Annotated in this window: 7 protein-coding genes and 1 pseudogene; 5 read left to right on the top strand and 3 right to left on the bottom strand. The window is 46.0% G+C overall.

Going from position 1 to position 13,664, the window contains the following annotated elements:
- Positions 1-11: 11 nt before the first annotated feature.
- The 5 genes from EAO37_RS09585 to EAO37_RS04525 are packed head-to-tail and all read left to right on the top strand — an operon-like array spanning position 12 to position 7,880.
- Positions 12-1,178 (top strand): hypothetical protein, encoded by a 1,167-nt coding sequence (locus EAO37_RS09585; protein WP_240451723.1) that lies wholly within the window; start codon positions 12-14, stop codon positions 1,176-1,178.
- A gap of 2 nt (positions 1,179-1,180) precedes the next feature.
- Positions 1,181-2,365 carry a tRNA methyltransferase gene (locus tag EAO37_RS09240; RefSeq protein ID WP_162982960.1) on the top strand — a complete coding sequence of 395 codons (1,185 nt, stop codon included), beginning with the start codon at positions 1,181-1,183 and terminating at the stop codon, positions 2,363-2,365.
- Positions 2,366-2,367: 2 nt separating this feature from the next.
- Complete coding sequence (locus EAO37_RS04515) at positions 2,368-4,506, top strand: glycoside hydrolase (protein WP_120951845.1); 2,139 nt, start codon at positions 2,368-2,370, stop codon at positions 4,504-4,506.
- Positions 4,503-5,744, top strand: a complete 1,242-nt coding sequence (locus EAO37_RS09590; RefSeq protein WP_240451724.1) for a tRNA methyltransferase — start codon at positions 4,503-4,505, stop codon at positions 5,742-5,744. The genes EAO37_RS04515 and EAO37_RS09590 overlap by 4 nt, the downstream gene beginning before the upstream one ends.
- Positions 5,745-7,880, top strand: a complete 2,136-nt coding sequence (locus EAO37_RS04525; protein WP_120951848.1) for a hypothetical protein — start codon at positions 5,745-5,747, stop codon at positions 7,878-7,880.
- Positions 7,881-8,055: 175 nt separating this feature from the next.
- Here EAO37_RS04525 and gyrB read toward each other — a convergent pair whose 3' ends face one another.
- The 3 genes and pseudogenes from gyrB to ppsA form a co-directional block, all read right to left on the bottom strand.
- A complete protein-coding gene (gene gyrB / locus EAO37_RS04530) occupies positions 8,056-10,359 on the bottom strand; it encodes a DNA topoisomerase (ATP-hydrolyzing) subunit B (protein WP_120951851.1) in 2,304 nt (767 codons plus the stop codon).
- Between the two features lie 194 nt (positions 10,360-10,553).
- A complete protein-coding gene (pepE, locus tag EAO37_RS04535; RefSeq protein WP_120951854.1) occupies positions 10,554-11,252 on the bottom strand; it encodes a dipeptidase PepE in 699 nt (232 codons plus the stop codon).
- 2 nt (positions 11,253-11,254) lie between these two features.
- Positions 11,255-13,659: pseudogene (gene ppsA / locus EAO37_RS04540) on the bottom strand (pyruvate, water dikinase).
- Between the last annotated feature and the right edge of the window lie 5 nt (positions 13,660-13,664).

A 13,664-nucleotide genomic window follows, 5' to 3' on the forward strand; every position in this document is an offset into this window, starting at 1 on the left:
TAAGAATTTTCATGCGTGGTTTGATTTTGTTGGTCTTGTTTGTCCTAGATTTTGCCCAAGAGACACCAACTCTTCAGGCAAAGCTTAAGGTAAAGGATCAGCAAATACCCCCCGCTCTCATTCAGGGTATTGCAAAAATGCGCGCTAAGATGGTCGCCGCCCAACTAGATGCCTTAAAGCAGTTTGGTGGCAAAGCGTGTGGCACCACACACCAATATGCGAAATATTTGTCTCATCCGGCAATTGCTTTAGTGGATTTTGGAAAAGGTTTGCTCAAATACACCCCTCAAGGATTGCTACAAAAACTCAAACCCTATAGCGCTACACAAGAGAAATTTTTAAAAAATTTCAAGCAATTTGAAGCCCTCCACCTCTTATATTTGGTTGAAAATTCTATCTCAGATCCTTGTAGCCCTGTGGTCAAATTTGAAGCCACGCCCAAGCAGGTCGCCCAAGATTTCCTAGATAGCGTTAACTTCATCTACACGCCCCTAATCCAAGCCTACCAAATGGGCTTAGACCCCATAGCTTACATGCACTCTCTTAATGCTGATGCGTTGTTGCAACTCCTTTGCCCAAAGTGCCACCATGCAAACACGACAACAGATCTAGACATCTTCCAACGCGATCTAAACACTCTCATTTCTACTCTTTCATGCAGAGAACCGATAAAGGCATTTTTAGGGCATTTAAAGCACGACAGCGAATCGATGGTTTCAGCTATCGAATTTTGGCAAGCTCTAAGAGAAGGCACGATTATGTGGGCTAATCTAGCCCTAAGGGACGGGCACACGGATGAATTGGTGGGATCAAAAGATGACCCCTACACGCTTTTCTCCACCCACTACCTAGCACGCACAATCTTTTTGCTTTTGCATGCCTATGAGTTCTACATAGACGCTAAAGATACGGATCAATACACCAAAGAATTCCAAGAAAACCCCACCATTTGTCTAAACCCTAGATACCTTTCTGCTAAACACCAACAAGCCTGCCTGCAAGTCTTCAAAACCCAAACCTACAAGCAGGCGGATTTAAACGACTATCTTAAAGCGATGCGCTTCATTTCTATCGATACCATTCCTTGCATGTATTTAGACCCTAAGGACAAGCTCCAAGTTTTTAAATCTAACAACGCGATCTGTGTGGCGTTACAAAAGCACTTGACAAAGGAATAAAAATGATCCGCCTACTTTTCTTAGCCCTCTTGGTGTTAAACCTACAGGCTAAAGAACATGTATTGACTATCCTTATTCCAATAGGCAATCTCCAAGAATTCAAAAACGCCCAACAATTTTTCAAGGCATTTAAGGCACTCTATACTTACAAGCAAAAATCCTCTGCCAAGATAGACGATGATCTCGACCCGAATATCTCATATACCGAATACCTGCCCGCCCTGTTTCGGGCTACAAGACATTATACAGATGCCTCCATCCCCCTAGCCAAAGCTGTAGCTAAGCAAGTCCCCTTGTTTCAAGAGTTTAAGCCCAAAAACAAAAGAGAAGCGCAATTCTTAGCCCATGTTAAAAATATGGCAATGCTCCATGCCCTTGACTTCACAGAGATTTCGTTTGATGAAAAGATTACATTTGCTGCCCGCGAATTTTTACACATCAACGCATGGCTCTATGCCCCACTTTTTAACGCCCACAAGCTAGGGCTAGATGGGATCGCCTATTTAGAGCAACTCCATCGCATCTTTTCTAAAAATACTGATTTGCGTCGCATCAGAAATATCCTTGATTTTAACAGAACAAGGGTATATGAAGCAGACAGAAAAAACATTGTCCCTCATAAGCCTTTTAGAAAACGCTTAGCCCAAGATATGCATGAAGCGGATATACCTATGGAAATCTTCGCCCACCATGCAGACTATAGTTATTGGGTTGCGCTAGTTTTGGACACCATCTTTGAGGGGGGGATATCTTGGGACCGGGTAACTAACACAGATGTATTCAGATGTACATTTTGGGACTTCATGGATAAAAATACCCAACGCATAGACCCCGAACATCTCTTTGATCTCTACACAGCACGGGTGATCCCCTTAGAGCGCAACGCCCCCTTTTACGACCTCTTGCGAAACGACGACCCCAAGATTTTAAAAGACACGCTAAAAGACCACCCCACCATGTGTTTAAGCCCCAAATACTTAAGCCCCAAATCACAGCAAATTTGCCAACAACTCTTTCAAACTAAAACCTACAACGCTAAAGACATTCAAGAACAATTACATCTTGTGCGCCTTGTCTCTATTGATGAGAGCCCCTGTGTGTATTTAGATCCTAAGGACAAACTCCAAACTTTTAAGTCTAGTGATGTGCTATGCTTGGCGTTGCAAAAACACCTAACAAAGGAATAAAAATGATCCGGTTATTTCTCTTAGTCCTCTTGCTCTTAAATCTACAGGCTAAAGACCATGCACCGACTATCGTTGTCCAAATAGACGACCCCCAAGAATCCCAAAACGCCCCCTTTCTCAAGGCGGCTAAGAGCCTCTATGATTCGCTCGTAAATGCCCACAACAGCGCTTTGCAAGTTGCCCTTAAAGCGGAGTGTGATCCAAGCAGAATGGATCGATCCTTTATGACCCCACAAGTCGTAGCACGGCGTTATAAAACATGGATGAGTCTAGCTATCCAAATGATAGACCATGTGCCCTTTATGCAACGCCTAAAAAGTCTCCCGCTTTACCCGCAAATTCGGGGCTTTGAAGCCTTGCATGCCTTTGGCTTGGTGCGCGCTAAAATCAGTGGCGAGGTGGATTGTGAGGATGCGCTAGAAAATGGCGCACCCCCTCCAAAACCCCTTGAAGCCCAAAAACTCTTCAACGCCTTGCAATATAACCTAAAATTTTTCTACTCCCTTTTAATCAATATCTCCAAACAGGGCTTGCCCCTAGAATCTTTCTTAAACGATTTAATTTGGTTTGGCTCTTCTTTTGATTATCAAAACACCCTGATCAACCACCTAAACTTCTCCTCAAAGGACTATGACACTAAATTCAAAGCCTTAGAGAACATGCTAGCTAAAGACTCTTCGCCCACTATCTTACGCCTTAAAACTCTAATGGCGGGTTTAGATAATTTCTTATTCAATCACGATTATGATATTGCCTTGCAAGAAAGCGAAGGCTACTACAAACAGCTCCAAACCATTTTAGGCGTGAGTCTGTATGATATGCAGCTTTTGAAAGATTATTATGCTTACCGCTTTGACATATGGCTAAAAGGTGTGCGCACGCTTAGCCCCTCTCAACCCCCCGCCCCTTTGGATCGCGTGGGTTTCTATGCATGTCTTAAGGACTCTAAAACAGACACCCTAGCATGCCAAGCCTTGTTGAAGAATCCCGATATGGATTTTTACAATTACTTCCGCAATACCCGCCTCATCGCCTTTGATAATCAACCCTGCCTCTATCTCACCCCCCAAAACACGATCCAAAATTTCCCCTCTAAAGACCCCCTTTGTAAGACCCTACAGGCAAATCCGCCCCAAATGGGTATGGTTGTCCCCTCTCATGTGGCTAAAGCCTTTCAAGAGGCACAAGATGCCTTGATCCACATGATCAATACACCCCCCCACGACCTCAAACCCTTTAAAGAACGCCTACAAGCCATTTTGCAAGCCACGCCCCTAGCCTCTTTGCAGGGTCCCAAGTGGCATCATGTGTTTGATTACGAACGCCTCCATCTTTTAGCCCTGTTGCTAGGCTCTTTGTACTTTACGGATTTTGATGTGGATATATACTATCCTGACTCCGTTTCCGCCCCCATGTTGGCTTATAATTACCTCCACAGGATTGATTTCTTCTACACCCCCTTAATCAAAGCCGTGCAACTTGGCTTAGACCCTAGCATGTATTTACAAAATCTCAAACAATCCGCCCCACACAACACCTACCCATGCACAAAAGACGATTTTTGCACACGCCCTAAAAACACCCCAAAGAGCCTATGGCTTGAAGATTTTAGAAGTGCCAAATCAGGCAGTTACTTTTTAAAGAGGTATGAGTTTAATCTCTCTTCTAGAGATTTTATCTCTATCAAATGGACTCTACCCCTATGGACGGCGGCATGGGATGAAAAGCGCGGGTTCTTATTTTATAGGGATTTAGCCAAATGGTGGACTCCTAAAGAGGCCCCGCTATGGGATTTGCACTACCAAAACCGCATTGAGGCGTTTTTCACCAACCAAGACATTTACACAGACACGCTATTACACCCCGAAAAAGTCTCTGCCGATCGCTTGCGCGCCCACCCCACCGCCTGCCTGCAACCCAAATACCTTAACAGCGAGGCTAAAGCCACTTGCCTAGATATCTTCCAGCAACACACCTACAACCCCAAACCCTTGCAAAAGTATTTAAAATCCTTGCGTTTAGTCTCCACAAACAACGCCCCATGCGTGTATCTCAACGCCAGCGACAAACTCCAACTTTTTAAACCCAGCAACGCCCTATGCCTAGCCTTGCAAACCAACCTAAAAAAGGAATTTCAATGATCCGCCTCCTGCTTTTAGCTCTCTTGCTCTTAAATCTGCAGGCTAAAGAAAATGTATTGACTATCATGATTCCCATGGAAAAACCTCAAGAATCCAAAAACGCCCCCTTTTTTAGGGCGTTTAAGGCACTCTATGACCACATGGATAAAGGCAATCAAGACGCCGTGGGCGACCCTGAAGAAGATGAGAGATGGGACTACATGAGCATTGCGTGGGACATTTCAAAATACATCAAGGGTGTCATCCCTCTAGCCCAAATAGCGATCCAACACATGCCCTTAATCCAAGAGTTTAAGCCCAAGAATAAAGCAGAAACGCAGTTTTTGGCGCATTTGAAACAACGGGAGATGTTGCGCGCGCTAGATAGTATCGGGGTGTACAATGCGTATGCCGATCATCCTAAAAGTGCCGCACTAGCCCAAGCCTTCTTAGACACCGCCAACTTCCTCTATGCCCCGCTTTTCAACGCCCATAAGATGGGTTTAGACCCTATTGCCTATATTAAAGAGCTCCGACATATATTGGTCAATGAAAAGAAGTGCGATCCTGCCCCCTTTGCCCCTAATGATTATTGCAATGATAACAGCACCTGTGCGGGCTGTGTTTATGACATCATTGCAAACGCCTATGATGAAGACATTTCTAACGATAAATTCTTAGAACAACTGCATACAGACATCAAAAACATGGCGGGCTCTTATGGGTTTTTCCAACAAGAGATCGGCTCCCGCAATTTATGGGAACGCCTAACGATCCTCAACATCTTTGGCGATGATGAAGATAAATATTTTGTTGCCGACGATGGCAAGCAAGAAGAGATCCCCCCCTCCGCTTATGTCGATGATGATACCTATAAAGAGATGTTGCAACAACACAAGCAACGCATAGACCCCAGCCACCTCTCTACCCTCTATCTCGCCCGCCTCCTTGTGCTAAGCCACAATGCCCCCTTTTACACGCATTTACAAAACAACCCCACCCCCATTTTAAAAGAGCACCCCACCATGTGCCTAAGCCCCAAATACTTAAGCCCCAAATCTAAGCAAATTTGCCAACAACTCTTTAAAGCTAACACCTATAACACGAAGGACCTTCAAGAGCAATTACACCTTGTGCGTCTGATCTCTATTGATGATAGTCCCTGTGTGTATCTAGACCCTAAGGATAAACTCCAAATTTTTAAGTCCAATAATGCGATCTGTGTGGTATTGCAAAGAAACTTAGTCAAGGAGTTTTAGATGGCGCGCTTGTTGGTTGTGATCTGTTTGTTTGTGGTGTGTGCGTGCATGCCCAAGCACCCACCCCTACTCCAAGCCCTCCAAGCTCTCCAAGAATACATCAAAAACCCACAGGAGAAAGACCCCTTAAAAGCAAGGGACATTGAAATGAATCTAGCCCAAAATGTCCTAGATCAAGTGCCCCTGATTCAGGATTTTAAACCCAAGGACGAGCCAGAAGCGCGCTTTTTACAAACGCTCAAAACCCTAGAAGCTTTTTATTTAGTGATCTTGATTCAAAATCACATGAAGGATAAGCGCGAAGCCATCGCGCAAATGTTTTTAAGCGACTTCCATCTCCTCTACACCCCGCTTTTCAACGCTCACAAAGCAGGGCTAAATCCTGTGGAGTATTTAAAAAATCTTGCTGTAAGTTTTGAAGAGGACTTGCCCTACCAACTAAAACGCTGCCAAGAGAATTTTGAAAAAAGGTGCATCAAGCGCGAAGTGAGCAATTACGCAAGTGCCATAGAATATTATGTGGATTTCAATAAAGAGGGGATTTTAGCCCCCCTGCCAAGCGATCTAGAGGGGGTTGATCGCCTCTATAATGGGTTTTTGGTGTCTGTCTATGATCATGTGTGGTCTGAGATTACTTTGGGTTATTGGGATAGGCAACGCCTATTTACTGATGTGAGCACACGCGCGCAGGCATTACAAGAGTTTGAGCATCTCAAAGTCCTGCATTTTGTGCGCGCGCGAGAACTCATCACAAATATAGATGCCTATGTGGATTTGCAAGACATCACCCCCCAACTTTTGCAAGATCGCCCCGCCATTTGCCTACACCCCAAGTATCTAACCCCCAAACTCCAACAAGAATGTGTGGTAGCACTTAATTCCTTGCCAAAAGACAGCCAGATTTTAAAAACCCAACTCCAACGCCTGCGCCTATTCTCTGTGCATGACAACCCATGCGCGTATTTAAACCCGCAAAACAAACTCCAGACATTCCCCTCAAAAAATGCCCTCTGTCAAGCCCTGCAACAACGCTTGCAACAAGACTTTGACACGCGTATTTGGATGGACTTGGCTTTCAGCTACAAGCCTACCCCTCTTGATCGCTTGATCCAAACTGCTAAGCAAATCAAAAAGCTCATGGACAAGGGTCATCATGCGCATGATCCGGGGCGTGATCTCATCACAAGCCAAGTTGTGCTAGACGACCTTCCTACTTTAGAGAAACTAGGATATAGATTTATCAACCAAATCCCTCTTTTGCAGAGATTAAAGCCTAGAGATGAGCAAGAAGAGCACTTCATTGCAGAATTAAAAAAATTTGAGCTCATGCACCTCTTTACCTTGCTCTTTGGCTCGCTCTTAGATGATGAAAAGGAGCATCCAAGACACACCCCCCTTAAACAGGTGGTACAAGATTATCTCAAGGTCCTAGATTTTATCTACTCTCCCTTGATTGACGCGCACCAGCAGGGTATGAATCTGCACACCTATATGAACGCCCTGCAAGCCCACCCCCTCTACCCCTCCAGTTTTTACGATGTGATCAAGTACTTTTCAGAACACGAACAAAAAAGCCCCAAACCCATGTTACCCGTGCAAGCTTTCTTTAAAGATTTCAAAATCGCGGAGCTGGCGTATAGATTAGTCAATCCAGAACTCTCTTACACCCTCTTGGGCGAATACATTGAGCGGGACTATGCAGAGACTTATGCGATATGGAAATGGCATTTAAGCGATAGTGCTGTCGATCCGATCCTAGATAAGGATGCCTTGATGCGCACCTTTGCCCCCTTTTTTACCCAATATGGGGATCGATTCTTTGAATTATTTTTTGAGAGTTATTATTATACCTTTGATGATCCTCTCTCTGAGGGGTTGGATATTCTCACCCTGCAAAGACACCCCCAACTCTGCCTCAAGCCCAAATACTTGCGCCAAAAACTCCAGCAAGCGTGTTTGAATATTTTTAAAGATCACACCTACAGCCCCAGCGCGTTGCAGAGTGCTTTGAGTGAGCTGGCTTTAGTGAATATAGATAGCACACCCTGCTTGTATAGAGATTCTCAAGACAAGTTAAAAGCTCTCAAGACACAAAATACCATGTGTCTAGCTCTACAAATTGTCTCTCCACACTAGATTTTTTAGGGCATACAAGTATCCAGCCGTAGTTTTGGGGGGCATCCACAAAGATCCAATTTGACAACTCCACCCCGTGCACTTGAAACACCCTCTCTATGCTTTCTAGTGAAAAGCGCAAGGCTCAACGCAGAGCCGGTATAATTCACAGGCGCAACTTTGATCGGGGCTATCTTTACACATCTAAATGTTTGACATCTTTAGCGTGCGCGTAGATGTATTCGCGTCTAGGTTCAACCTCATCGCCCATGAGCAAGTTAAAGGCTTCATCCGCTTTTGCCTCATCTTCTAAAGCCACACGCAAAAGGGCGCGATTTTCTAATGCCATTGTAGTTTCCCAGAGTTGATCGGGATTCATCTCGCCCAAGCCCTTATAGCGTTGGATATACGCCCCCACTTTAGCATTCTGCTCGACCTTGTCTAAAAAGTCTAACGCATCCATGCCCAAAGCCCCCATGTCGATCTCAGCGATACGCGCAAATAAAGTTTTTGCCTCTAAAAATAGCGGGTCTTGCAATAAGGCTTGATCAACCCCTACCTCTACAAGCCCTAAGGGGGTTTGCACAAAGAAATGCGCGCCCTGTTCTGAAACTTGTTGGGTTAAGACACGATAATCCAATCTTTTTAAAAGACTTTCCATGCGTTTAGCAATGGCTTCAAAGCCCAAGCCCTCTATCTTGTGCTCCACCAAATCGCGCAATACTTCGATCAACACAGAGCGTTTTGCTAATTCCTGCAACACAGATCGATACGCGCTTAGAGTTTTGAGCAAATCCAGTAAGTCATTGCGCCCTATCCCTTCAATTTCCATGCTATCAATCCCATGCTCGATCAAGAAGTGGTTGAGTTCGCGCTCATCGCGCAAATAACGCTCGACTTTCTTCTTTTTAAAGCGATACAAAGGAGGTTGGGCGATATAGACATGCCCATGCTCGATCAAGGGTTTTAAATGGCGAAAGAAGAAGGTCATCAGCAAAGTTTGGATATGACTCCCATCCACATCCGCATCGGTCATAATGATGATCTTGTGGTAGCGCAATTTCTCTAAGTTAAATTCTTTGCCCACCCCGCACCCAAAGGCGGTGATCATGTTTTTAATCTCTTCAGACTTGAGAATCTTGCCCAAATGCGCCTTTTCTACATTGAGGATTTTACCCCGCAAGGGCAAGATTGCCTGAAAGGCGCGATCTCTACCCTGTTTAGCTGAGCCCCCCGCACTATCTCCCTCTACCAAGTAGATTTCGCACTCTCTGGGGTCTTTGCTTTGGCAATCAGCCAGTTTGCCCGGCAGAGTGCCCACACTTAAAGTGTCTTTCTTGCGTGTGATTTCACGCGCCCTTTTGGCTGCCTCACGCCCGCGTGCGGCTAAGAGCACCTTTTGCACGATCGCCTTAGCGATGCTAGGATTCTCCTCAAAATATTTAGCCACTTTTTCATAGACCAGTTTAGCCACAATGGGGCGCACAAAGGAGCTTCCTAGCTTGGCTTTGGTCTGCCCCTCAAATTGGGGGTCTAAGAGTTTCAGACTAATGATCGCGCTCAAGCCCTCCCTAACATCCTCTTGCACCACGCTAGCCCCCTCCCTAGAGGCATTGTTCTCTTGGATATAATTTAAAAGTGCCTTGCTCAAACCCATTTTAAACCCGCTTTCATGCGTGCCCCCCTCAATCGTGCGGATGTTATTGACAAAGCTAAAGGTTTGCTCTTCATAGCTTTCATTATAAGCCAGTGCGACTTCTACCTCCATACCCTCCACTTGCGCGCTAAAGGCGATGATCTCAGAGATGAGCGGGGTTGTTTGGCTGTCCATAATGAATTGTTTCAAGCCGTCTTGATAGTGGTAGCTTTCATGGATTTGGGCGGGTTGGTCGTGAAACTCTAGGGTGATTTTGTTGTTCAGATACGCCATTTCTTGAAAACGGCGTTTTAAGGTCGCGCCATCAAAGGCGACCACTTCCATAATTTGGGGATCGGGGAAAAACTCAATGGTCGTCCCGCGCTTTTTAGTGGTGCCGATGACTTCTAGGGGAGTGGTGGGGATTCCCTTTTCAAATTCTTGGCGATAAATCTGCCCCTCTCTATAAATGGTCATAATGAGCTTAATAGAGAGCGCATTGACCACACTCACCCCCACGCCATGCAAGCCTCCAGAGACTTTATAACTCTCTTGATCGAATTTGCCCCCGGCGTGTAAAATGGTGAGCACCACAGTAGCAGCTGGGATACCCTCTGTGGGGTGAATATCTACAGGGATACCCCGCCCATTGTCCTCCACAATGCATGATCCATATTGACTTAAGGTTACTTTGATGTGATCGCAAAAGCCCGCCATGCTCTCATCGACTGCGTTATCCACCACTTCATACACCATGTGGTGCAAACCATTAGCCCCCGTGTCGCCAATATACATCCCCGGGCGTTTTCTAACCGCTTCTAGCCCTTTGAGAACCTTAATTTTATCGCCCATGTAAGAGTGCATCACTAGCCTTATTTTAGAAAAGTTCCATCTATGTCTGCGAGGATTATAGCATTTTCTCCTCCCATCGCCCTTTAAGTTTACGGGTTTTGGGCGCGTAAGAGCGGGGCTTGTTTTCTTGGCGTTTCTACTCTAATATGCGGTGGCGTAAACCACCCAATCCTTCAGTCCTGCGCACAAAGTAGCAACTTTTGTTACTACATTCCAAAAACGCTACCAGAAGCAATCTGTGCAATCTGGTTAGGGTATGTAAACTTGAATAAAAATGCCCTACAAGGATGGAGTATCTGAACATAGTGCCCATCAACTTTAAATGCCATACCATCGGGCATGCCATAAACGACCGCTTGAGGGTTGAGGGCTAAAAACTCGGCAATTCTCTCTTGACGACTCTCGCCCTCATGGTGCGCTGAGCCGGTGGGAAAATGCGGGTTAATTTGGTAGGGCACTAAATCTAAAGCCTGCAAGCTTGGGGGGTAAGTGATGGGCATGTCATTGGTGGTGTGGATACTTGGAGTTGCCACATTAGAGCCTGCTGACCAACCCAAATAAGGCACGCCCGCTTTCACGCGTGCTCTGATCACTTCTAATAAGTTATGTTGGTACAAGCCCTCTAAGAGCTTAAAACTATTCCCCCCATTCATCACAAAGCCCGCGCAAGTGTGGATAATCTCTAAGCCCCTATGCACGCCCACCACCTCCACACCAAAACCCTTTAAGAGCGCGCGTAAATTCGCCTCGCATTCTTCTTGACTTCTAAGCACACTCCCATAGGCGATCAAAGCGAGCTGTTTTCCTTTAAGCTGGTGGGTTTGAAAGAACGCCTCAATCCAAGATAGGGCATATTCTAAAAACTTGCCCTGATAGAGCGCGCCGGAGAGTAAGAGTAAATTCATGCTTACTTTTCTAATTGCACAATTCTATTCCAAGTGGCGATCACTGAGTCCGGATTGAGTGAGAGGGAGCTAATGCCCTGCTTAACCAAAAACTCCGCTACTTCAATGTAATCACTGGGGGCTTGCCCGCAAATCCCACAATACTTGCCATGCCTTTGGCACACCTCAATGGCGCGCTTAAACATCTCCAACATCACCGGGTTGCGCTCATCAAAGACATGGCTGACCAACTGCCCATCGCGATCCACACCCAAAGTGAGCTGGGTTAGATCATTAGAGCCAATGGAGAAACCATCAAAGAGATTTAAGAAGTCATCAGCCAAGATCACATTCACGGGTAATTCGCACATAATGTAGAGTTCTAGTCCATTTTTGCCCGATTCTAGCCCGTTTTTACGCAAAATCTCTAGGACCTTTTTAGCCTCCTCAATGGTGCGCAAGAAAGGGATCATAATTTTCATGTTGGTTAGCCCCATTTTTTCACGCACCAAGCATAAAGCCTCGCACTCCCAGCCAAAGGCTTCTTTATAAAGGTCTGAATAATAGCGACTAGCTCCCCTGAAACCTAGCATGGGGTTTTCTTCATGGGGTTCATACGCGCTACCCCCTAGCATGCGCATGTATTCATTGGATTTAAAATCGCTGGTGCGCACAATGACTGGTTTAGGATAAAAGGCAGCACTAATCATACCCATCCCCTCAGCGATTTTTTGACAAAGAAATCTTTAGGGCTTTCATACCCGGCAATCAAATTTTCCAACTGCTCGCGCTCGGGCACTTCTTTATTATGGTGCAAATCCACTAAAGCTAGGGGGTGGGCTTTGATCTGGTTGAGCATGATAAGCTCCATGCGCGCCAATCCCACGCCGTGATTAGGTAATTGCGAAAACTTAAACGCCTTCTCCGGGTTGCCAATGTTAAGATAGATCTTAGTTTTAGGCTCTTGCATGGCATCCAAAGCAATGCGCTCCACCTCAAAGGCATGCGCGCCCGCATAGATATAGCCCGTTTCCCCTTGTGCACACGAGATCGTAACCTCCATGCCCGTATAAAGCGATTCGGTCGCCCCCAAAGCCCCCACAATGGTGGGCACGCCAATTTCGCGCGCCACAATGGCAGCATGGCAGGTGCGCCCGCCCCGATTGGTTACCACCGCGCTCGCCTTTTTCATAATGGGCTCCCAATCGGGATCGGTATTATCTGTTACTAGAATCTCCCCCTCTTTGAAAATATTCATGTGATCTAAGCTATTGATCACGCGCACCTTACCTATGCCAATCTTGCCCCCAATCGCCTTACCCGTAAGCAAAACCTCTTCAGGGGGCGCGCTTTTAAAATGGTATTTTTCATACACCTTAGCGCTCTGCTTAAGACTTTGGCTTTGCACGGTCTCAGGACGGGCTTGCACAATGAAAATCTCTCCACTATCCCCATCCTTTGCCCATTCAATGTCCATGGGGCGGTATTGCCCGGCTTCTTTGGTGTAATGCGCTTCAATGATAGCCGCATCGCGCGCGAGGTTTAAAATATCGCTATCGCTCAAAGAAAAGCTTTGTTGTTCTTTGGGGGTGGTGGGGATGGTTTTAGTGGGGTGTTCGCTCCCCCGAGAGGCATACACAATTTTATTAATTTTGTCGCCCAGCTGGCGTTTGATAATGGGTTCTTTGCCCTGGGCTAGAGTGGGTTTAAAGACATAAAATTCATCCGGATTGACTAGCCCCCCCACCACGCTCTCCCCCAAGCCCCAAGAAGAAGTGATAAAGATCGCGTCTTTAAAACCGGTTTCTGTGTCAATAGAAAACATCACCCCCGCGCTGGCTTTGTCCGCACGCACCATTTTTTGCACCCCTACACTCAGCGCCACTTTTAAGTGATCAAAGCCCCTAGAGGCGCGGTAACTAATAGCGCGATCGGTAAAGAGTGAGGCTAAACACGCCTTGATATAGTGGATGAGCTCGGTTTTGCCCTTGATATTCAAATAAGTGTCTTGTTGCCCAGCAAAGGAGGCATCGGGCAGGTCTTCTGCCGTAGCCGAGCTACGCACCGCGACATCGGCTTCGCGCATGTGGTATTGCTCACTGAGCATTTTGTAGGCTTGCAGGATTTCATCGCGCAGATCAGCAGGCAGAGGCGTGCCAAAGATGAGATCGCGAATCTGTTTTGAGCGCATTTTGAGCACATCTAATTCGGTCGCATCCACGCCCTCTAGTAAGGCTACAATTTGGGCTTTAATACCCCCCTTTTCTAAGAGATACCAATAGGCATCGCTAGTGATCGCAAAACCATTGGGCACTTTAATCCCGCTGGGCACAAGCTCTTGAAACATCTCCCCAATGCTGGCATTCTTGCCTCCGACTAAATTAACATCTCTGTTATTGATCTCTTTGTAGAATTTGATATAGCGCATAAAAC

It is taken from the genome of Helicobacter sp. L8 (genome assembly GCF_003660355.1).
GTDB lineage: Bacteria > Campylobacterota > Campylobacteria > Campylobacterales > Helicobacteraceae > Helicobacter > Helicobacter labacensis.